14 protein-coding genes are annotated in these 23,133 nt (G+C 36.5%); 11 read left to right on the top strand and 3 right to left on the bottom strand.

The window, feature by feature from the left end:
- Positions 1 to 93 precede the first annotated feature (93 nt).
- A complete protein-coding gene (locus tag B5P37_RS10945; protein WP_420852987.1) occupies positions 94 to 1,332 on the top strand; it encodes an IS256 family transposase in 1,239 nt (412 codons plus the stop codon).
- 325 nt (positions 1,333 to 1,657) lie between these two features.
- On the opposite strand, the gene mscL is transcribed toward B5P37_RS10945, so the two are convergent.
- Positions 1,658 to 2,017 carry a large conductance mechanosensitive channel protein MscL gene (mscL, locus tag B5P37_RS10950; protein ID WP_085238241.1) on the bottom strand — a complete coding sequence of 120 codons (360 nt, stop codon included), beginning with the start codon at positions 2,015 to 2,017 and terminating at the stop codon, positions 1,658 to 1,660.
- Positions 2,018 to 2,254: 237 nt separating this feature from the next.
- On the opposite strand from mscL, the gene B5P37_RS10955 reads away from it, so the two are divergent.
- The 3 genes from B5P37_RS10955 to menI all read left to right on the top strand — a co-directional run bounded on the left by B5P37_RS10955 (position 2,255) and on the right by menI (position 7,941).
- On the top strand, positions 2,255 to 3,889 hold the full coding sequence (locus tag B5P37_RS10955; RefSeq protein WP_085238242.1) for a BCCT family transporter: 1,635 nt from the start codon (positions 2,255 to 2,257) through the stop codon (positions 3,887 to 3,889).
- 519 nt (positions 3,890 to 4,408) lie between these two features.
- A complete protein-coding gene (gene acnA, locus B5P37_RS10960) occupies positions 4,409 to 7,114 on the top strand; it encodes an aconitate hydratase AcnA (protein ID WP_085238243.1) in 2,706 nt (901 codons plus the stop codon).
- A gap of 377 nt (positions 7,115 to 7,491) precedes the next feature.
- The gene (gene menI, locus B5P37_RS10965) at positions 7,492 to 7,941 is read left to right on the top strand and encodes a 1,4-dihydroxy-2-naphthoyl-CoA hydrolase MenI (RefSeq protein WP_085238244.1); all 450 of its coding nucleotides are present in this window, start codon (positions 7,492 to 7,494) and stop codon (positions 7,939 to 7,941) included.
- 309 nt (positions 7,942 to 8,250) lie between these two features.
- Here the strand turns inward: menI and B5P37_RS10970 are convergent, their stop codons facing one another.
- Both B5P37_RS10970 and plsY read right to left on the bottom strand, forming a co-directional pair.
- Positions 8,251 to 8,556 (bottom strand): HesB/YadR/YfhF family protein, encoded by a 306-nt coding sequence (locus B5P37_RS10970; RefSeq protein WP_085238245.1) that lies wholly within the window; start codon positions 8,554 to 8,556, stop codon positions 8,251 to 8,253.
- 81 nt (positions 8,557 to 8,637) lie between these two features.
- Positions 8,638 to 9,219 (bottom strand): glycerol-3-phosphate 1-O-acyltransferase PlsY, encoded by a 582-nt coding sequence (gene plsY / locus B5P37_RS10975; RefSeq protein WP_085238246.1) that lies wholly within the window; start codon positions 9,217 to 9,219, stop codon positions 8,638 to 8,640.
- 290 nt (positions 9,220 to 9,509) lie between these two features.
- On the opposite strand from plsY, the gene parE reads away from it, so the two are divergent.
- The 7 genes from parE (at position 9,510) to mprF (ending at position 22,875) form a co-directional block, all read left to right on the top strand.
- Entirely contained in the window at positions 9,510 to 11,507 is a 1,998-nt protein-coding gene (gene parE, locus B5P37_RS10980) for a DNA topoisomerase IV subunit B (RefSeq protein ID WP_085238247.1), read from the top strand.
- Entirely contained in the window at positions 11,507 to 13,918 is a 2,412-nt protein-coding gene (gene parC, locus B5P37_RS10985; protein ID WP_085238248.1) for a DNA topoisomerase IV subunit A, read from the top strand. Before parE ends, parC begins: the two co-directional genes overlap by 1 nt.
- A gap of 104 nt (positions 13,919 to 14,022) precedes the next feature.
- Positions 14,023 to 15,480: a glutamine transporter AlsT gene (gene alsT / locus B5P37_RS10990; protein ID WP_085238249.1), complete on the top strand. Its 1,458-nt coding sequence runs from the start codon at positions 14,023 to 14,025 to the stop codon at positions 15,478 to 15,480.
- Positions 15,481 to 15,793: 313 nt separating this feature from the next.
- Positions 15,794 to 16,645 (top strand): glucose PTS transporter transcription antiterminator GlcT, encoded by an 852-nt coding sequence (gene glcT, locus B5P37_RS10995; protein ID WP_085238250.1) that lies wholly within the window; start codon positions 15,794 to 15,796, stop codon positions 16,643 to 16,645.
- Between the two features lie 111 nt (positions 16,646 to 16,756).
- Complete coding sequence (gene ptsG, locus B5P37_RS11000) at positions 16,757 to 18,796, top strand: glucose-specific PTS transporter subunit IIBC (RefSeq protein WP_085238251.1); 2,040 nt, start codon at positions 16,757 to 16,759, stop codon at positions 18,794 to 18,796.
- Positions 18,797 to 19,068: 272 nt separating this feature from the next.
- Entirely contained in the window at positions 19,069 to 20,259 is a 1,191-nt protein-coding gene (locus tag B5P37_RS11005; RefSeq protein WP_085238252.1) for an AI-2E family transporter, read from the top strand.
- A 99-nt stretch (positions 20,260 to 20,358) separates the two neighbouring features.
- Positions 20,359 to 22,875 (top strand): bifunctional lysylphosphatidylglycerol flippase/synthetase MprF, encoded by a 2,517-nt coding sequence (gene mprF / locus B5P37_RS11010; protein ID WP_085238253.1) that lies wholly within the window; start codon positions 20,359 to 20,361, stop codon positions 22,873 to 22,875.
- The last annotated feature ends 258 nt before the right edge of the window (positions 22,876 to 23,133 follow it).

A 23,133-nucleotide genomic window follows, 5' to 3' on the forward strand; every position in this document is an offset into this window, starting at 1 on the left:
GGTTAAAAAACAAACCAATCACTTTTTACGGATTCTAAGCATAACTCTATGCATAGTGTTAAAATACACTTAAGATACTATGGAGGTAACATGATGGCTCGTAAAAAACGTAATCCTAAATCTGTTGAATTAGCTAATAGAATTATTTCTGAGTATGCTCCCGAAACTGTTGAAGATATGGAAGAGGCGTTAAAGGATATTTTCGGACCCATGTTTGAAGCTATGTTACAAGGTGAAATGAATAATCATCTAGGTTATTCTTCGAATGATAAATCTGACAAATTTACAGAAAATAGACGTAATGGCTATGGAAATAAGACATTAAAAACTTCTAAAGGAGAAGTTGAAATTAATGTACCCAGAGATAGAGATGCTTCATTTGATCCAAAATTAATCAAGAAGCGCCAACGAGATGTTTCGGAAATTGAAGATAAAGTAATTTCTATGTATGCCAAAGGCATGTCTCAACGTGATATTTCATCAACTATAGAAGACATTTATGGATTTTCCGTATCACATGAAATGATTTCTGATATTACAGATGCCGTTATACCTGAGATGGAAGAATGGCAAAGTAGACCTTTAGAAAAGTGTTATACTTTCGTTTTTGTAGACTGTCTGTACACAAAGATTAGAAATGATTATGAAATAAAGGAATACGCAGTTTACACAATACTAGGTTATACAATTGATGGCCGAAAACAAATTCTAGGTTTATGGTTAAATGAAACTGAAAGTAAGCATAAATGGATGCAAATCTTTGATGAAATCAAAGCTAGAGGTGTAGAAGATATTTTCTTTTTATCAATGGATGGTGTATCAGGTTTAGAAGCTGGTGTTAAAGCTATCTTCCCACAAACTATCGTTCAAAGATGTATCGTACACCTAGTCAGAAATTCAATTAAATATGTACCTAGTAAAGATTATAAAGCTTTTACTGCTTCCCTTAAAAAAGTTTATGGAGCAACTTCCTTAAAAGCATGTCATACCGCCTTTGAAGCATTTAAACAACAATGGTCTCAATACCCTGGAGCCGTTGATGTGTGGATCCGAAATTTCGCACATGTAGAACAATTATTCGATTACGGAAGTAATATTAGAAAAATTATGTACACTACAAACGCTGTAGAAAGTATTCATTCTAGTTACCGCAAGGTAACAAAAAAAGGCGCATTCCCTAATGAGCATGCACTCCTAAAACTTCTGTTTATTCGAACTAAAGAACTTGAAAAGAAATGGTCAACTGGCTTCATTCCAAACTGGTCTATGGTTATGAATCAGCTCCTTTTACATGATCAAATTAAGAATAGAGTTATAAAGTATCTTGAATAACTTACACACTTAATTTGACAAACCCCAATCTTTTCTAAAATGTATCCATCTGAATAACCTAAATTGAATGACCGTTTGATACGTGCAGTCTGATGTGTATTTTCATTGGACTGCTTTTTTGTTAATCATCTTTTGCCAACACGTCACTTTAATCATGATGGTTCTCCAAAACATCTACTCGGAGATTGTAAAATCGAAATACGACTTCAAAACGTCGTACAATTCTATGTCACAAGGGCCAAATAGCTGTCTTATTGTAATAAAAAACTATGAAGATTCTCATCACGATAAGTTTCTTCATAGCGTATTTTACTGTGTCTAAAGACTATTTACTGTTTTGACGTAACAAATCACGAATTTCAGTTAATAGGACAATATTTTCTTCTATTTTAACTTCTTCCTCTTTAGGTTTCATTAATGTATTTGCAATTTTAATGAAGATAAATAATGCAAATGCAATGATGATAAAGTCGATAATCGATTGGATGAAAATACCGTATTTAATGCCATACAATGACCAATTTTTCGCAAAATCAACTTCGCCAAATAATAAACCGATTAAAGGCATAATGATGTTTTCTACTAAGGATGTCACGATTTTATTAAAAGCAGCCCCCATGACAACTGCAACAGCTAAGTCAAGGACATTTCCTTTTAAGGCGAAGTCTTTAAATTCTTTCAACATATTTTTCACCTCTAATTATATCAAATTGAATAACAAAATTAATTATACACCAATGGAAGATTATTGCAATAAGAGATTTAATCGAAAAATCCATACACTTCTATGTACATTGATAAAATGAAAATGTTTTGTTATGGTATATATGTCTATTGCACTTTTAATTAAATTATTGAGTTTTTTTAATTATTAGTGTGTGATATTTAAAATTTAATAGTAAGAAAGGGAGGATGTTATTTTATGAATGCTTCAACTCCAGAACCAAATGGTAAAAAGTTTTCTCCTGTATTCTTAATCGGTGCAATTGTGGTATTTGCTATCGTATTAATTGGTGTATTGATTCCAACACAATTTGGTGAATTTACGAATACAATTAAACTTTGGATTACTGATAAACTGGGTTGGTATTATCTTATCTTAACTACGATCATCGTATTCTTTTGTATCTTTTTAATTTTTAGTCCGATCGGCAAATTGAAATTGGGGCGTCCAAACGATAAGCCAGAATTTAATACAATTTCTTGGTTTGCGATGCTATTTAGTGCAGGTATGGGGATTGGTTTAGTGTTCTATGGTGCAGCAGAGCCCATTGCACATTTTGCTTCGCCGCCTAATGCAGATTCGCAAACGACGGAAGCGTTTACTGAATCGTTACGAGCAACATTCTTTCATTGGGGATTCCATGCATGGGCCGTATATGGTGTTGTTGCACTTGCGCTTGCTTATGCCCAGTTTAGAAAAGGCGAGCCGGGATTACTTTCGAAGACATTACGTCCAATTTTGGGAGATCATGTCGATGGATTAGTTGGGACAATTATCGATGTGTTGGCTGTTTTTGCAACAGTAATCGGTGTCGCAGTTTCACTAGGTATGGGGGCGTTACAAATATCTGGTGGGTTGAATTATTTGTTTGGTACACCGAATAATATTGTGACTCAGTCCATTATTATTGTTGTTGTCACAATTTTGTTTATTATGAGTGCTTGGTCAGGTTTAAGTAAAGGCATTCAATATTTAAGTAATTTAAATATTGGTTTAGGGACATTATTATTAATAGCAGGGTTGATTATCGGACCGACTGTATTAATTCTCAACATGTTTACAAGTTCAACAGGAAATTTATTAAACTCATTTTTGTTTAATAGCTTTGATACAGCAGCGACCAATCCTCAAAAAAGAGAGTGGATGTCAGACTGGACGCTTTATTATTGGGGTTGGTGGTTAAGTTGGAGTCCGTTTGTAGGCGTGTTTATTGCACGTGTTTCAAAAGGGCGCTCAATTCGAGAATTTATTTCAGGTGTACTTATAGTCCCTGTCATTGTCAGCTTCATATGGTTTAGCGTTTTTGGTGTTTTAGGTATTGAAACAGCTAAAAAGCATAAGGAAATTTTCGATATGTCAGCAGAAACGCAATTGTTTGGTGTTTTTCACCATGTTCCATTTGGGATGGTATTATCGATTATTGCATTATTATTGATTGCGTCATTCTTTATTACATCTGCAGACTCCGCTACGTTTGTATTAGGTATGCAAACCACATATGGTTCACTTTATCCAAGTGCTTTTGTTAAAGTGACTTGGGGAATTGCGCAATCATTAATTGCATTCGTTCTGTTACTTTCTGGTGGTGGAGACGGGGAAGCCGGTTTAAATGCGTTACAAAGTGCAGCGATTATCAGTGCCTTACCGTTCTCATTGATTGTGATTTTAATGATGATTAGTTTTTATAAAGATGCTAATAAGGAAAGAAAGTTTTTAGGATTAACATTAACACCGAACAAGCATCGGTTAAAAGAATACGTAGCCAATTCACAACAAGATTATGAAGAAGAATTGATTGCTAAGCGTAAAGGATTACGTGAACAAGAGAAGTAATACGGTTTTTCTTTGGGATTTCGCACAATTGTCACAAATTGTGAAAAAGTGCAACAAGAAAAAACGTGAATAGTAAGTAAAATGTTCAACTTTTAACAACGAGATATGGACGAAAATGTTATGTTACTCCTCACATAAAAAGCAGCCGAGTTTGTTTTCGGTTGCTTTTTATATTGGAATCAAAGTGATGGCGTACAGTATGTTCAAAAGAAGTATTGATTTCCATATCATGAAAGGATTACGGTTCTATGTTAAGTGATGATGAATCTTTTAAGGCAAGTCGACAGCGATATTTTGATTGAGACCAAGCCATTTTTGAAGTGTTCGTTATTGAAAATGGTTCTCAATTAATAATGTATACTTATAACTATTAATATTTGTTATAACTTTTTGTTATAGTTACTGATTATAAAGTCAAAACTTCAAATATCGGGTTTTGCTCTTCATTTAGTTGTTTTCATAAAGCGTTAATTATACAATTAAAAAAACGGTATATAAAAATATCAGGGGGGATATTCAATGGCTTCAAATTTAAAAGAACAAGCAAAAAAGTCATTCCAACTTAACGGTAAGCATTTAACATACTATGATTTGAATACTTTAGAAGAACAAGGCTATACAACAATCAGTCGCTTACCCTACTCAATCCGTGTATTACTTGAATCGGTTTTACGTCAAGAAGATGGTTTTGTGATTACGGACGATCATATTAAAGCACTTTCTACTTTTGGTAAAGAAAACGAAAAAGGTGAAGTGCCATTTAAACCATCTCGTGTTATTTTACAAGACTTTACAGGTGTGCCGGCAGTTGTTGACCTTGCATCTCTACGTAAAGCGATGGATGATGTAGGTGGAGATTTATCAAAAATCAATCCTGAAGTACCGGTTGATTTAGTCATTGACCACTCTGTACAAGTCGATAGTTATGCGAATCCAGAAGCATTAGAGCGCAATATGAAATTGGAATTTGAACGTAACTATGAGCGTTATCAATTTTTAAACTGGGCGACGAAAGCGTTTGATAATTACAACGCAGTGCCACCAGCAACTGGAATTGTGCACCAAGTGAACTTAGAGTATTTAGCGAATGTTGTCCATGTTCGTGAAGAAAATGGTGAACAAGTTGCATTCCCAGACACATTAGTGGGGACGGACTCTCATACAACAATGATTAACGGTCTCGGTGTATTAGGCTGGGGTGTGGGTGGTATTGAAGCTGAAGCAGGTATGCTCGGTCAACCTTCATATTTCCCAATTCCAGAAGTTATTGGTGTTCGTTTAACAAATGAGTTGCCTCAAGGTGCAAATGCCACTGACTTGGCTTTACGTGTGACAGAATTGTTACGTAAAAAAGGTGTTGTTGGTAAATTTGTTGAATTTTTTGGTCCAGGCGTGGATAAATTACCGCTTGCAGACCGTGCAACAATTGCAAATATGGCGCCTGAATATGGGGCAACATGTGGTTTCTTCCCAGTCGATGATGAAACATTAAAATATTTACGTTTGACAGGTCGCTCACCAGAGCATATTGAAATCGTTGAAGCATATTTGAAACAAAATCACTTATTCTTTGATGTGAATGAAGAGCCAAATTATACAGATGTGGTTGACCTCGATCTATCAACTGTAGAAGCTTCATTATCTGGTCCGAAACGACCACAAGATTTAATTTTCTTGAGCGATATGAAAAAAGCATTCCAAAAATCAGTGACTGCACCAGCGGGCAACCAAGGTCACGGTTTAGATAAATCGGAATTTGATAAAAAAGCAACGATAAACTTTAAAGATGGCACAACAACTGAAATGACAACGGGTGATATTGCGATTGCAGCGATTACGTCTTGTACGAATACATCCAATCCGTATGTGATGTTAGGTGCAGGCTTATTAGCGAAAAAAGCAGTGGAAAAAGGTTTGACAGTGCCATCATATGTTAAAACATCACTTGCACCTGGTTCAAAAGTGGTAACAGGTTACTTACGTGATTCTGGTTTACAAACTTATTTAGACCAATTAGGTTTCAACTTAGTAGGATATGGTTGTACAACTTGTATCGGTAACTCAGGGCCGTTATTAGAAGAAATTGAAAAAGCAATTGCAGAAGAGGATTTATTGGTGACTTCTGTGTTATCCGGTAACCGTAACTTTGAAGGCCGTATTCATCCACTAGTGAAAGCGAATTACTTGGCATCACCACCACTTGTTGTGGCTTATGCATTAGCAGGCACTGTAGATATCGATTTGCATGCTGAAGCATTAGGTCAAGATAAACAAGGTCAAGATGTCTTCTTAAAAGATATTTGGCCATCAATTCAAGAAGTGGCTGATGCCGTAGACAGCGTGGTCACACCAGAGTTATTTAAAGAAGAATATAAGAGCGTGTACGATAACAATGAATTATGGAATCAAATCGATACGACTGATCAACCGTTGTATGATTTTAATCCTGAATCGACATATATTCAAAATCCAACGTTCTTCCAAGGTTTATCAAAAGAACCAAGTGAAATCCAACCTTTATCAGGATTACGCATTATGGGTAAATTTGGTGATTCAGTGACAACGGATCATATTTCTCCAGCGGGGGCTATCGGTAAAGATACGCCAGCAGGTCGCTATTTAAGTGATAATGGTGTGTCTCCACGGGACTTTAACTCTTATGGATCACGTCGTGGTAACCATGAAGTGATGGTTCGTGGTACATTTGCTAATATTCGCATTAAAAACCAACTTGCACCGGGGACAGAAGGTGGATTTACAACGTATTGGCCAACAGGTGAAGTGATGCCGATTTTCGATGCAGCAATGAAATACAAAGCTGATGGAACAGGTTTAGTTGTGTTAGCGGGTAATGACTATGGTATGGGTTCATCTCGTGACTGGGCAGCAAAAGGGACAAACTTATTAGGTGTCAAAACAGTCATTGCTCAAAGTTATGAGCGTATCCATCGCTCCAACCTCGTGATGATGGGTGTGTTACCTTTACAATTTAAAGCAGGTGAATCTGCTGACACATTAGGTTTAGATGGGAAAGAAACGATTGTTGTACAAATTGATGCCTCTGTGCAACCGGGCGATACGGTGAAAGTTTCAGCGACAAAAGAAGATGGCACAGTCATTGAATTTGACGCGATTGCACGTTTTGATTCAAATGTGGAAATTGATTACTATCGTCATGGTGGTATTTTACAACTTGTATTGCGTAAAAAGTTAGCAACACAATAAGCAATCAACGCGTTGTCTTAACAGGCAAAAGGGATTGGAGGTAGAGGCTTCCAATCCTTTTTTAGCTTGCTTTATCAAATGACGCACTCGATTTTTAAAGTTTGAAATTGTGCTATTTTGAGCTATCATAATAAGTAAGCATCGTGTATATATGTCTGTATACATCGATCTTTTACCTTTGAAAATTGTAAAATGCATGCACGGTGAATCCAATTATCAATCGAATTGGCTGTGAGTTTAAGAAGGTAAATGATAGCGTTAAAATGTGGTGACAGACCATGTAAAGAGTTGAGTGTGGGCATGAGTTTAAAAGTGATGACGAAGCAATACGAAGCTTTTGACTGCCTTATTTTATTGAAGAGAAAGAGGGTCAAATCATGATTTATGCGTTAACGAAAATTGCTACAAGATATCAAGAAACAGATCAAATGGGGATCATCTATCATGGGAATTATGCGATATGGTTTGAAGTTGCACGTACAGACTATATTCATAAATTAGGGCTTGATTATGTAGAGATGGAACAAGCAGGTGTCGTATCACCTGTGACGGAATTGAATATTAATTACAAAAAAAGTGTGACTTATCCAGAAACGGTCACAGTTAAAACGTGGGTGTCACGTTTCTCACGCTTACGTTCGCGCTATCAATATGAAGTGTACAATGAGCAAGGAGAATTGGTCACAAGCGGTTACACGGACAATGTGCTGATTACAAAAGATACGGGAAAACCTGTACGCTTAGACAAAGTGTTTCCAAAGTGGTATACGATATATCAAGATGTCGATCAACGGAATCAGGCAGGCGAAGAACAAGAAGTGAAGTAATCATTCACTGACTCACAGAGAAATCGTGTTGAAGATAAGCTATGGGTAAAGTGTGTATTCACATCTAGCCTATAAAGAGAGACAGATTTTTAGATATTCAACTATAAAGAAAGCCAGTGAAAATTTTTAGTTTTCATTGGCTTTCTTTATAGATTCAGGGCATAAAACAAACTTGAATTTCGAACATCTATCACATGATTAAAAAAGTTAAATCATACAGTTCGCTTTCTTGCACCAGTCCACTTTTTAAAAGTAAGGACATCATTTTTTTATAAAATCATACTTTTGTTTTCTCTTGAATTTTTTGAATTACTGATTGATTGCATCAGCGTGATAAATAATTTCATCATCATTGACATCGATTTGAATGTTATGATCTTCATAGTACCAAAGATCTTTTTCAGCAATAACGATACGAATAGCATCATATGTTTCTTCAAATCCTACTTCATCAATATCGCTCTCGGGCTCAACATTGAAAGCAGGACTAAAACCTGGCTTTAATTGAATTTCTCCGCCATAGCGAACAAAAAATTGTAATACTTTGCCGTCTTCTGGAAGATCAAGCTCATCTTTAATCCATTGAACAGCATTGTTTGTCAATTCGATTTTCATAATAAAAACCCCTTCCAATAATAGAACTTTATCTTTTGTCTATATTGTAAAGGGTTTTAAAAAAATTTTAAAATTTTTTGATTACATCCATTTAATTTTAGGTTCAGTTCCTTTGATAATACGTTTAATATTACCGATATGACGATAGATGAGTAATATGGCAACAACCAAGCTCGTGAATAACATGACGTAGTCACTAACGAAAAATGCACCGATCACACAGCAAATCGCGGCGATAATACTTGATAATGAAACGTATTTAGTCAATTTTAAAATCACAAAGAATATAGCGGCGAGGATTAACAATAAAATAGGGTTGACTGCAAGCATCACACCTGCACTTGTTGCGACCGCTTTACCACCACGGAATTTTAAATAAATAGGGTAAACATGGCCTATAATTGCAAAAATACCAACGAGTAACCCGTGAATGTCAACATTAAACACAACGGGTAAAAACACTACGATAAAGCCTTTAAATATATCAAAAAATGTCACAGCAAAACCAGAAGGCTTCCCTAGTACGCGAAAACTGTTTGTGGCTCCTGTGTTTCCACTTCCATATTCCCTAATATCTTTTTTGAAGAAAATCTTACCAATTAAATAGCCGCTTGGGATAGAACCAATCAAGTAGCTAACAATGAATAGCAGGATTAACATCATGAATATTCACATCCTTTTAGTACCTAGTCTTATTTTAACATAATTCAAGTTAGAATGATCGATATTTCTATATTCAAGGTGGTACTTTTGATTTTTGAAATGTAGGGATAGGAAAAATTGTTATTTTGATTTTACATATAGAGCGATTCATAATCAATAGGTTCGTCAGATAAAAATTATATTTATTTTTGTTGCTATTTAGATTCAGGCTTGCATTTTACCTTGATTTATATAAGAATATCTATTGTATAGTTTGATGAACGAACATATGTTTGTAGGAGGGGAATTGAGTGTCTGCAAAAAAGGTTAATAATTACTCAGATGATGCCATTCAAGTATTAGAAGGGCTTGAGGCAGTACGTAAAAGACCAGGCATGTACATAGGTTCTACAGATAAGCGTGGCTTACACCATTTAGTGTACGAAGTCGTAGATAATTCTGTGGATGAAGTTTTGAATGGGTACGGTAATGAGATTAATGTCACGATCAATGAAGATGAAAGTATTACAGTAGCCGATAATGGTCGGGGTATGCCAACAGGGACACATCGTTCAGGTAAACCCACTGTTGAAGTTATTTTTACAGTGTTGCACGCCGGGGGTAAATTTGGACAAGGGGGTTACAAAACATCAGGCGGTCTTCACGGTGTCGGTGCTTCTGTTGTTAATGCTTTAAGTGAATCGCTCACTGTAGAAATACATCGAGACGGTCAAATATTTGAACAACAATTCGCACATGGCGGTGTACCACAAACAAAATTAGCCAAGAAAGGCAAGACGACACGAACAGGGACGAAAGTGACGTTTAAGCCAGACCCTGAAATTTTTAAAACAGCAACGAGTTTTAATTTTGATACACTGAGTGAGCGCTTGCAAGAATCGGCATTTTTATTACAAAATTTAAAGATTACACTTGAAGATCGACGACCAGGAAAAATACGACAAGAAGTCTATCATTACAAAGAAGGTATTAAAGCATTTGTCAGCTATGTAAATGAAGGCAAAGAAGTCCTTCACGATGTGGCATTATTTCAGGGGATTTCCAATGAAATTGAAGTCGATGTCGCTTTTCAATATAACGATCAATATTCGGAAAGTATTATGAGCTTTGTTAACAATGTGCGTACAAAAGACGGTGGTACACATGAAGTAGGTTTTAAAACGGCCATGACACGTGTTTTTAATGAATATGCACGTCGTATTGGAGATTTAAAAGCGAAAGATAAAAATTTAGAAGGTAATGACATTCGTGAAGGATTAACAGCGATTATTTCGGTACGTATTCCGGAGCATTTGCTACAATTTGAAGGCCAAACGAAATCAAAGCTTGGTACGCCAGAAGCAAGGAGTGCTGTTGATGCCATTGTTGCTGAAAAATTACCATTCTATTTAGAAGAAAAAGGACAATTATCGAAATCGCTCGTAAAAAAAGCGATTAAAGCACAACAGGCGCGTGAAGCGGCACGTAAGGCGAGAGAAGATGCACGTTCTGGTAAAAAAAATAAACGTAAAGACACTTTACTATCAGGTAAGTTGACGCCTGCACAAAGTAAAAACACGGACAAAAATGAATTATACCTTGTCGAAGGTGATTCAGCAGGGGGATCGGCGAAATTAGGTCGAGATCGTAAATTTCAAGCGATATTACCGTTAAGAGGTAAGGTCATTAATACAGAAAAAGCACGATTAGAAGACATCTTTAAAAATGAGGAAATTAATACGATTATTCACACGATCGGTGCAGGTGTGGGGAATGATTTTAATTTAGAGGATAGCAATTACAATCGGATTATCATTATGACTGATGCGGATACGGATGGTGCACATATACAAGTGTTGTTACTCACATTTTTCTTTAAATATATGCGCCCACTTGTTGCCGCAGGTCGTGTGTATATTGCTTTACCACCACTTTATAAGTTAGAAAAAGGTAAGGGTAAAAACAAAAAAATTGCCTATGCATGGACAGATGAAGAATTGGTGAAGTTACAAGATGAATTGGGTAAAGGATTTACTTTACAACGTTATAAAGGTCTAGGTGAGATGAATCCAGACCAATTGTGGGAGACGACGATGAATCCTGAAACTCGGACGTTGATTCGTGTCCAAATTGATGATGAAGTGCGCTCATCTCAACGTGTGTCAACGTTGATGGGGGATAAAGTGGCACCGCGTCGAGAGTGGATTGAAAAACATGTTCAATTTGGGATGCAAGAAGACCAAAATATTTTAGAAAATGATGACATTCAAATTTTATCTGACGATTCTATGATAGAGGAGGACGCATAATGGTTGAGAGCATCCAAAATTTACCTTTAGTTGATGTGATTGGAGACCGTTTTGGCCGTTACAGTAAATATATTATTCAAGAGCGTGCATTGCCAGATGTACGAGATGGTCTGAAGCCGGTTCAGCGCCGAATTCTATATTCAATGTATTCGAATGGCAATACGTATGATAAGCATTTTCGTAAAAGTGCTAAGACGGTTGGGGATGTTATTGGTCAATTGCATCCGCATGGAGATAGTTCTGTTTATGATGCGATGGTTCGTCTCAGTCAAGATTGGAAATTACGTCATGTATTAGTTGAAATGCATGGTAATAACGGGAGTATTGATAATGACCCGCCAGCAGCGATGCGTTATACTGAAGCGAAATTAAGTCAATTATCAGAACAGTTATTGCGTGATATTAACAAAGGAACGGTGGATTTTGTACCGAATTATGATGACACTGAAATGGAGCCTATGGTTTTACCAGCGCGCTTCCCTAACTTATTAGTTAATGGATCAACAGGGATTTCAGCCGGTTACGCAACGGATATTCCACCTCATAATCTAGCCGAAGTGATTACGGCAACTTTGAAATACATCGATAACCCGAATATGACGGTGAAGCAAATGATGAAGTATATCACCGGACCGGATTTTCCTACAGGGGGTATTATTCAAGGAATCGAAGGGATTCAAAAAGCATACGAAACAGGAAAAGGGAAAATCGTTGTGCGGGCTAAAACAGACATTGAATCGTTGCGCAATGGTCGCAGTCAAATCATCGTTACAGAGATTCCTTATGAAGTCAATAAAAGCAATCTTGTTAAAAAAATTGATGAGTTACGTGCGGATAAAAAAGTAGAAGGCATTGTCGAAGTCAGGGATGAGACTGATCGAAGTGGCTTGCGTGTAGCGATAGAATTGAAAAAGGACATCAATGCCACGTCAATTTTGAATTTCTTATTTAAGAATACAGATTTACAAATCGCTTATAACTTTAACATGGTAGCGATTACTGAAGGGCGTCCTCAATTGATGGGGATCAAACCGATGATTAGCAGTTACTTAAACCATCAAATCGAAGTAGTTACACGTCGTACGCGCTTTGAGCTTGAACACACTGAAGTGCGGATGCACATCGTAGAAGGTTTAATGAAAGCACTTTCCATTTTAGATGAAATCATCGAATTAATTAGAAATTCTAAAAACAAACGTGATGCAAAAGAAAATTTAGTGGCTACTTATCGTTTTACAGAGGAACAAGCCGAAGCGATAGTGATGTTGCAGTTATATCGATTGACGAATACGGACATTGTTGCATTGCAAGAAGAGCACGATGAACTAAAACAAAAGATTTCAGCATTGAAACACATTTTAGATCATCATGATGCATTGCTGAATGTGATTAAAGAGGAATTAACGGCGATTAAAAAACAATTCAAAGCACCTCGTTTATCAGTGATTGAAGAGAAAATTGCTGAAATTAAAATTGATAAAGAGGTCATTGTCCCTAGCGAAACAGTGATGCTCAGCTTGACACGAGAAGGTTATATCAAACGTACTTCTTTAAGAAGCTTTAATGCAAGTGGTAGAGAAGAAATCGGTTTAAAAGAGCGAGATACAGTTTTGAAAATTGTTGAATCGAATACTCAAGATTATGTGATGGTTTTTACGAATAAAGGCCGATACTTGCTCATTCCTGTTCATAAATTGCCAGATATCAAATGGAAAGATTTAGGTCAACATGTATCACAGATTGTGCCCCTTGATGAAGGAGAATATGTTGTTGATTGTCACACTGTTACTCAATTTGATGATGATATGGCGATTGTGACAGCAACACGACAAGGTATGATTAAGAAAAGTTTATTGTCTGGATTTAAATCGACACGAACATCAAAACCGCTCGTTGCTATGAAAGTTAAAGATCATGATGCATTAATTTCGGTCATGTTGTTACCGGCGCATGTGTCGACACAATTGCTCACATTATTAACTTGCCGAGGAATGTCTTTAACTTATGCGCTTGATGAACTCCCAGATACAGGTCTACGAGCGTCAGGTATTAAAGCGATTAATTTAAAAGACAAAGATCATGTGGTTATGGTGGATACGGTCCAACCTGAGGATACGATTTTAATTGCGACTCAGCGGGGGGCTTTAAAACGTATTCCTTATAAAGTGTTACAAGTTGCCAAAAGGGCACAACGTGGGATTACACTCTTGAAAGAATTAAAAAAACAACCCCATAGAGTCGTCGCTGCATGCGTCTGTCGTCCTGATCATACCCAGTATCATTTGATATCACAACAGGATGAAGTGATGGGTCAGATTAAAGATATTCACTTATCAGAGCAATATACGAATGGAAGCTTTGTTGTTGATATCGATACTTTTGGAGAGATTCAAGGACTCTATATTGAATAGTGTTAAAATTTTAGATAGTCACTTGAGTATATAAATGATAAAATGGGTCTAGTTGTATACAAAAATACATTGACATTTAAAATGAAGAGTAAAGAGGGGTTCGAGTGAGAGATTTTGATAGTTTAATTCCAGGTTGGTTTAAAGCTTTTATTGAAATAGGTAATGAATTGATTTGGTCACAATATTTGATCGGATTGCTATTAACAGTGGGGTTGTTTTTCTCGATTAGTTCCAAGTTTGTCCAAATTCGTTGGTTACCTGAAATGTTTAGAGCGTTAACTGACAAATCGGAAACTTTAGATAGTGGTAAAAAAGGGATATCGTCTTTCCAAGCTTTTGCAATTAGTGCAGGTTCTCGTGTGGGAACAGGAAACATTGCGGGTGTTGCAACGGCGATTGTGCTTGGTGGTCCAGGCGCTGTTTTTTGGATGTGGGTGATTGCAATTATTGGGGCAGCGAGTGCCTTTGTCGAAGCGACGTTGGCCCAAGTTTATAAAGTGCCAGATGAGGAAGGGGGCTTTCGTGGTGGTCCAGCATACTATATCACGAAAGGTCTTAATCAGCGCTGGTTAGGTATTTTGTTTGCAATTCTGATTACAATTACTTTTGCTTTCGTTTTTAATACAGTGCAATCTAATACGATTGCGGAATCATTAAATACACAATACAATGTAAACCCTGTAGTAACAGGCATCATTTTAGCCATTATCACAGCAGTGGTTATTTTTGGTGGGGTACGTAGTATTGCGACATTATCATCTGTAATCGTACCATTTATGGCAATTATTTATATTTTAATGGTGCTCGTTATATTAGTTTTAAATATCGATCAAATTGTGCCGATGATCTCAACGATTATCAAGAGTGCATTTGGCATTGATCAAGCGGCTAGTGGTGCTGTAGGTTTTGCGATATTGCAAGGTGTTAAACGAGGCTTGTTCTCCAATGAAGCGGGGATGGGTTCTGCGCCGAATGCGGCTGCTACTGCGGCTGTTTCTCACCCAGTGAAACAAGGTTTGATTCAATCACTTGGTGTGTTCTTTGATACAATTTTAGTTTGTACAGCAACAGCAATTATGATTTTATTGTATTCTGGATTAAAATTCGGTGAAGGTGAATCGCAAGGTGTTGCGGTAACACAATCCGCTTTAAATGAGCATCTCGGTAGTGCTGGTGGGGTCTTCCTTACTATTGCAGTCGCGTTATTCGCATTCTCATCTGTCATTGGTAATTACTACTATGGACAGTCTAATATTGAGTTTTTATCAAAAAATAAAGTCGTATTGTTCATTTTCCGTTGTTTAGTTGTATTGCTTGTCTTTTTAGGTTCAGTTGTAAAGACACAAACGGTTTGGAATACGGCAGACGTCTTTATGGGCTTAATGGCGATTGTTAATATTATTGCGATTGTCGGCCTGTCGAATATTGCTTTTGCAGTGATGAAAGACTATCAACGACAACGTAAAGCTGGTAAACGACCTATTTTCAAACCAGAAGAGTTGGAAATCAACTTGTTCGGTATTGAATCTTGGGGCAATGCGGCACATAAAAAGAAAGACTAAAGTTTATTTGAAATAGGGCTGAGGCATATGATGTCTACAGCTCTTTGTTTTCAATTTGATGAATCGTTGTCGTATCAGGAATGATTGTTTGATGCAGATAGAAGGTCGACGCGCTTTGCATTAAACGGACATTCGTTCTCATGGGTGTATTTTCGGAAGCTTCCAATGTCATTTTTTAATAAAAGGAATCTTTTATATCAAAATTTAAGATGTTTGAGAGAAAAAAGTGAAGTGGAAAATTAAATTTAAATGCTTTTAATTCCATTCATTTCGTTATATGATTTGAAGTGAACTTTGAAGAGGTGACAGAATAGTGAAACCATATACGATAAAAAAAGTCCTCAACAATAACGTGCTTATTTGTGAATATCAGCAATCAGAAGTCATCATTATCGGGAAAGGACTTGGTTTTAATCAAAAGCCCGGAATGAAAATTAATCCTTCTGCAACGATTGAAAAGGTGTTTAAATTAGAAAGTGAATCTGAACAGGCTCATTATAAAATGTTAGTGGCGGATACAGATGATAAAATTTTACGTGTTGTCATTGATTCCGTTCAGTTGATTATGACCTATTTTGAACTACAGCATGAAGAATCGTTTATTGTCTCTTTAACGGATCACTTGATTTTTGCACTGAAGCGTTTAGAAAAAGGACAATTCATCACTAATCCATTTTTAAGTGAAACGAAGTATAGTTACCCTGAAGCTTATAAAATTGCTAAAAAAGTGGTAACACGGATTAATCTCCAATTGAATACTGATTTTCCAGAAGACGAAGTCGGTTTTATTGCCTTGCATATTGCTTCTCAGACAAATGATATTGATTTAAGCGAAATGCAAAATGTACCTAAATTGATTAACAATGCCATACGTATGATAGAATACGACCTAGGTATTCAAATTCCCGTGGCATCCATTCAGTATCAACGTTTCGTACGACATGTGCATTTTTTATTACAACGATTAAAAAAAGGTGAACGTGCTACAATTGAATTAACTTTTGAAAACCTATTGAAATCACAATATCCATTGTGCTACAATATAGCTGTTAAAATAGTTAAGATGATACAATCACAAATAGATGTACAAGTTTATGAAGCAGAAATTGCATATTTAACAATGCATATTCAGCAGCTATCTTTTGCGTCTCAAAATCAAACATAAAACGTGTTACTAAGTGAGATTAGGCATGAGTTTAACTTTGTGGATGACCCATTCACAAGTTTATTACTCATGCTTTTTTGTGTTTGTATCAACAAAATAGGAGGGCTTAATTTGAGAAAGAAACTATTTGGACAATTGCAACGGATAGGTAAGGCACTGATGTTACCTGTTGCAATTTTACCTGCTGCGGGGTTATTACTCGCTTTTGGTGCAGCATTACAAGGTGAGCAGTTACAATCTTATTTACCGTTCATCCAAGCGAGTGGTGTACAAAATGTCGCACATATGATGACGGCAGCCGGCAGTATCATCTTTGAAAACTTGCCGATTATCTTTGCGATGGGGGTTGCTATCGGTTTAGCTGGTGGTGATGGTGTTGCGGCAATTGCTGCATTTGTAGGTTTTATCATTTTAAACAAAACAATGGGTGAATTTTTAGGTGTGACACCTGAAAATGTGAAAGATGCTGCAAAAGGGTATGCTAGCGTTTTAGGGATTCCTACATTACAAACAGGTGTTTTCGGTGGTATTATTATCGGGGCTTTAGCAGCGTGGTGTTATAATAGATTTTATAACATTTCGTTACCATCTTATTTAGGTTTCTTTGCGGGTAAACGTTTCGTACCGATTGTGATGGCGACAACTTCATTTTTACTTGCATTTCCGATGGCTTTGATTTGGCCATGGATTCAAAATGGTTTAAACGCATTCAGTGAAGGATTATTAGATTCCAATACAGGTTTAGCTGTCTTTTTATTTGGTTTTATTAAGCGTTTACTTATTCCGTTCGGTCTGCATCATATTTTCCATGCACCGTTCTGGTTTGAATTTGGTTCATATACGAACATGGCTGGAGAAGTGTTCCATGGTGACCAACGTATCTTTATAGAGCAAATTAAAGAAGGAACACATTTAACAGCAGGTAAGTTTATGCAAGGTGAGTTTCCTGTCATGATGTTTGGTTTACCTGCAGCGGCATTAGCGATTTATCATACAGCTAAGCCTGAAAATAAAAAAGTCGTTGCTGGTTTGATGGGATCAGCAGCGTTAACTTCATTCCTTACAGGGATTACTGAACCATTAGAGTTTTCATTCTTATTCGTTGCACCATTATTGTTCTTTATTCATGCGGTTTTAGATGGTTTAGCATTCTTGATTATGTATTTACTTGATTTACATCTCGGTTATACGTTCTCAGGTGGCTTTATCGACTTCTTCTTACTAGGTGTGTTACCGAACCAAACGAAATGGTGGCTCGTGGTTCCAGTTGGACTCGTGTACGCTGTGATTTATTATTTCGTTTTCCGCTTCCTGATTTTAAAAATGAATTTTAAAACGCCGGGGCGTGAGGATAAACAAGCTGAAACGGTAACGACATCAGCGAGTGACTTACCATATGCTGTGTTAGAAGCGATGGGTGAAAAAGAAAATATTAAACACTTAGATGCATGTATTACGAGATTACGTGTTGAAGTTAACGACAAATCTAAGGTAGACGTTGCACGTTTGAAACAACTAGGGGCGTCTGGTGTGTTAGAAGTTGGTAATAACATGCAAGCCATTTTCGGACCAAAATCTGATCAAATCAAACATGAAATGCAACAAATTATGGATGGGAAAGTGGTAAAACATCCAGTATCACTTGATGAAAATGAAGACGAAGCAGTTGTAATACCTGAGGCGGCGTCTCAAGCTTCAGATACAATCCAAAAATATGTTGTTGCACCAATGGATGGCGAAATTGTACCGTTGTCAGAAGTACCGGACCAAGTGTTTAGTGAAAAAATGATGGGTGAAGGGATTGCGATTCGGCCGGTGAGTGGAGAAGTTTATGCACCATTCAACGGTAAAATTCAAATGATTTTCCCAACTAAGCATGCGCTAGGACTTGTTTCTGATTCGGGCTTAGAATTGCTCATCCATGTTGGTTTAGATACTGTAAAATTGAATGGTGAGGGTTTCACGATGCATGTTGAAGAAGGCCAAACGATTCAAGAAGGCGATCATTTAATGACTGTCGATTTAGATATTATTCGAGCAACAGCTAAAAGTGATATTACACCGATTATCGTGACACAATCAGAAGTTACCTCATTACAAATGACGGATGCGACTGAAGTGACACACGGTCAAAAATTATTTGAAGTATAATATGAATGATGAATGCGGGAATCACTATTAATGGTGATCCCGCTTTTTTGGCTCTTTCGTGCCATCTCGTGATATGTTCTAAAGCATCCTGTACATTCGATTCGTTTTTTTCGATTTCTTATATCATAAAAGATGTGTATATCGTAGGTGTCTAGAAATTTTAGCAACCTTTATTATATAATTTAAAAACTTTGCTATAATAGGTTTTAAGTTTAAATCTGTTGGAAAAAAAGATAAACTATAAGTAATTTCTAAAAGGCGTGGTGAAATTGATGTCCGAACAACCAATCAAATCAAAAGATAATCCAAAAAATCTTGATATTAAAGAAAGTCGTTTTATGAAATTTTTTGGTGGGAAAGATTTAATTTTTGCATTATTAGTCTTTATCTTAATAGGGATTGTTATTTTTGTATTCGATCGTGTATCCTACATTTTTCAACCTATTATTATTGTTTTTAATACGATTGCAGCGCCCATTATTATCGCTTTGATTTTATATTATTTATTCAACCCGATTATTAATTTAATGGAACGCTATAATATTAACCGCGTATGGGGAATTACAATTTTATTTTTAGGGATTGCGGGTATCATTGCCATTGCAGTCAATTTACTCATTCCGCTTGTGTCTGTTCAATTTGAACGTTTGATGGCAAACTTCCCAAATTATTTGAACAAGATTACTTCGTTTGCGAATAATATGATGCATGTCCCTATACTATCTGATTATTATTCACAAATTGAAAAAGCTGTTGTAGGTTTGCAAGAGAAGATACCTACATTTGCGAATGGTTTAAGTACAAAGTTGCGCGTGCTTGCGGAAGCCGTGGTGAATGTAACGGTCGTTATTATTACAGTACCGTTTGTATTGTTCTTCATGTTAAAAGATGGGCACCGATTTAAAGAATTTATCAATAAAATTGTACCGCCAAAGTTTCGTAAAGATGTCCACGACTTGTTAGATAAAATGAGTGAACAAGTGGGTTCATATATTCAAGGACAAATTATCGTGTCATTTTGTATCGGCTTTTTATTATTTATCGGGTACTCCATTATCGGTTTAGATTATGCGCTGATTTTAGCGAGTATTGCTGCAGTGACAAGTGTTGTTCCATATTTAGGACCAACTATTGCCATATCACCTGCAATTATTATTTCGATTATCACGTCACCATTTATGTTGATTAAATTAATTATTGTTTGGACCGCAGTTCAATTTATTGAAGGACATTTTATTTCACCAAATATTATGGGGAAAACACTCAAAATTCATCCTTTGACGATTATCTTTGTTTTATTAAGTGCGGGGAATTTACTTGGTATCGTCGGTGTGATTTTAGGGATACCGACTTATGCGATTTTAAAAGTTCTAGTATCGCACATTTTCTTATTATTTAAGCGTCGTTACAATAAGTATTACGCAGATGATTCTGGACCATATGACATGTCGAAAGATGAATAACGTGATACAAGTTGGATTGCAGAGATAAATAAGGTGTATGTGAATATTCAGCATTATAGGAGAGATGAAGCGCAAACTAAGTGAGAAAGGAACAGCATTATGGCAAAACATCAAGTGTTGAAGTATTTTAAGATTGCCTTTATTATATTTTTAATTTTGACAATTTCCATTGTATTGGGGCGTGAATTAGCGCACATCAATTTTAAACGGGTCTTTTTATTGTTTAATCGGATTAGCCGAATGGAAATGATCAGCCTCTTCTTACTCGGAGGAAGTTCTGTCATTTTATTATCATTATATGATGTGATTTTGACGACCCGTTTTAAATTAAAGTTGTCTCAATTCAAAGCGTTACGCGTCGGCTACATTATCAATGCTTTTAATAATATTATTGGTTTTGGTGGCTTTATCGGTGCAACGGTCAGAATATGCTTTTACAGTAGTTATACGTCAGAACGTAAAAAACTTGTGAAATTTATTTCATATATGCTGACATCGATGTTGACGGGTTTAAGCTTTTTATCATTGTTAATCGTGACGCATATTTTAGACGTTAGTTTTTTAAATAAGACTTCCGTTTGGTTTACGCTATTTCTATATGCAGTCGCGTTTATACTACCAGTATTTATTGTCATTTCATGGGTATGGCCGGTCGATCGTTCAGCACGTTGGTTAGGCTCCGTGTTTACAGTCGTTTCGAGTGTGGAATGGTTGTTTGCGAGTATTGTGCTCTATTGTGCATTCCAACTTGTCGGTGTGCATCACGTGTCATTCCCGGTTATCCTCAGCATATTTATCGTGGCAGCCATTTCAGGACTCCTCTCATTTATCCCTGGTGGTTTTGGCGCATTTGACTTAGTGGTTTTATTAGGGTTTCAACAGTTAGGTGTTGCAGAGGAGAAAGTGGTTTTAGCGTTATTGTTATATCGTTTTGCTTATTACTTCTTCCCGTTATTTATTGCGCTCGTTTTAACTGTATTTGAGTTTGGAACAGTGGCTAGAAAATATGTGACAGAGTCTAAGTATTTTTTACCTGCCAAAGAATTATCTGGTTTCTTGAAATCATTTCAAAAAGACTTGGTGGGCTTAGTTCCTTCACTTGCTTTAAGTATTTTAGTGTTAATGATGAGCATTATTTTATTACTTAATAACTTTTCGATTATTTTTGATGCGTCTAAAGCAAAACATCATTTGATTTTCACTTTATTATATATTATTAATGTGAGTGCGAGTTTGATTCTATTGTTGAATTTACGCGGTATTATCGCAAGAAGTAAGCGTGCGATTTTATTTGCGATTGTCGCTCTGGTGATTTTATTACTTTCTAATCTTTACGTGTATGGATTGGTGTTATTAGCTTTAGTCATTACACTCATACTGGCAGCGTTGATTTTTGCTTATCGTAAATCGCGTGTGCTGAAACGGCCTGTACGAATGAAGAATATTTTGAGTATGGTCGTTATCAGTTTCATCATTTTATATTTTAACCAATTAATCGTCAAAGAGTTTTTGCAACTATTGGATGTATTACCACCTAAAGTCGACTTTTTCTTATTACGTTCGACTTTTTGGTTGTCGATTATTGGGATGACGATTATTGTTGTTGTGTTGATTTATATATTCGAATGGAATTATCGCCGGCCAAGAAAGTTGCATGATAATCAAGTGGCAAGTGAGATACTGAAAGCGCACGGCGGACATTTGTTGAGTCATCTGCTCTATAGCGGTGATAAACAAGTCTTTGTAAATGAACAAAAAACAGCTTTTGTGATGTATCGACAAGATCGTAGTTCTTTTATTGTACTGGGAGATCCTATCGGTGTAACATCTGATTTTCATACATTACTCACGGAATTTTACGAGTATGCGACTTACTTGGGTGGGGACGTCATATTCTACCAAGTTTCAGAAGATTATTTAACGTTATATCATGATTTCGGAAATCAATTCTTTAAACTGGGTGAAGAAGCGTTAATCCCTGTGACTGATTTTACGGTAGCTGGTAAAAAGCGTCGTGGTTTCCGTGCCACTTTAAATAAACTGGAATCTTTAGGATATCAGTTTGAAATTTTAGAAACACCACTCAAGCCAGCAGTATATGAGCGATTGGAAGAAATCAGTCATGAATGGTTAGGTAAACAACAGGAATTTTACTTTTCTGTTGGCCGCTTCACACCGTCTTATGTCAATGCAGCGCCTGTTGCAGTTTTAAAAAATGAGCGTGGCAGAATTGATGCTTTTTGTACATTGATGCCTATAGAAGGCTCAACAACCGTCTCAGTTGATTTAATACGTTGGGATAAGTCGTTAGGATTACCATTTATGGATGCACTGTACTTGAATATGATTTTATGGGCTCAAGAAAATGGCTATGACAGATTTAATATGGGAATGGCGACTTTGTCTAATGTCGGACAAGTGCCATATGGTCATTTGAGAGAGAAGTTTGCAGGACGCTTTTATGAACATTTCAATGGATTATATAGTTTCCAAGGTTTGCGTCAATATAAAAGTAAATTTAATCCAGATTGGGAGTCCCGCTATTTAATTTATCATCGAGGTCAAAGTGCATGGGAAAGTTTGATAAAAGTGACGCGTGTCATTCGTAAAAAATAATAAAGTGTATCTTAAGTGTAGTGGTCTATCGCCCGTTCAGTCTAAGTTATAACTGGACGGGCTTTTTTACATGATTGAGGAGGGAGGGAGTTGTTTTTCATGGGCGGCTCCTGTATCATTATGACTAATGAAAACAATAACAATAGAGGATCATAGGTGCGGACATATAAAATAGAGGCCAAGGTTTGTATACCTTGCCTCTAAAGTGTGAAAAGTGAATGGTTCCCATGTTTTGGGGATTGTTTGTTTTAAGCGTCG

Origin of the sequence: Staphylococcus lutrae (assembly GCF_002101335.1) — a bacterium.
In the GTDB taxonomy this organism is placed as follows: domain Bacteria; phylum Bacillota; class Bacilli; order Staphylococcales; family Staphylococcaceae; genus Staphylococcus; species Staphylococcus lutrae.

Excerpts from the sequence above, each read along its gene's own strand:
- B5P37_RS10945 (WP_420852987.1), top strand. The coding sequence starts at position 94 with ATGGCTCGTAAAAAACGTAATCCTAAATCTGTTGAATTAGCTAATAGA.
- mscL (WP_085238241.1), bottom strand. The coding sequence starts at position 2,017 with ATGTTGAAAGAATTTAAAGACTTCGCCTTAAAAGGAAATGTCCTTGAC.
- B5P37_RS10955 (WP_085238242.1), top strand. The coding sequence starts at position 2,255 with ATGAATGCTTCAACTCCAGAACCAAATGGTAAAAAGTTTTCTCCTGTA.
- acnA (WP_085238243.1), top strand. The coding sequence starts at position 4,409 with ATGGCTTCAAATTTAAAAGAACAAGCAAAAAAGTCATTCCAACTTAAC.
- menI (WP_085238244.1), top strand. The coding sequence starts at position 7,492 with ATGATTTATGCGTTAACGAAAATTGCTACAAGATATCAAGAAACAGAT.
- B5P37_RS10970 (WP_085238245.1), bottom strand. The coding sequence starts at position 8,556 with ATGAAAATCGAATTGACAAACAATGCTGTTCAATGGATTAAAGATGAG.
- plsY (WP_085238246.1), bottom strand. The coding sequence starts at position 9,219 with ATGATGTTAATCCTGCTATTCATTGTTAGCTACTTGATTGGTTCTATC.
- parC (WP_085238248.1), top strand. The coding sequence starts at position 11,507 with ATGGTTGAGAGCATCCAAAATTTACCTTTAGTTGATGTGATTGGAGAC.
- B5P37_RS11005 (WP_085238252.1), top strand. The coding sequence starts at position 19,069 with ATGTCCGAACAACCAATCAAATCAAAAGATAATCCAAAAAATCTTGAT.
- mprF (WP_085238253.1), top strand. The coding sequence starts at position 20,359 with ATGGCAAAACATCAAGTGTTGAAGTATTTTAAGATTGCCTTTATTATA.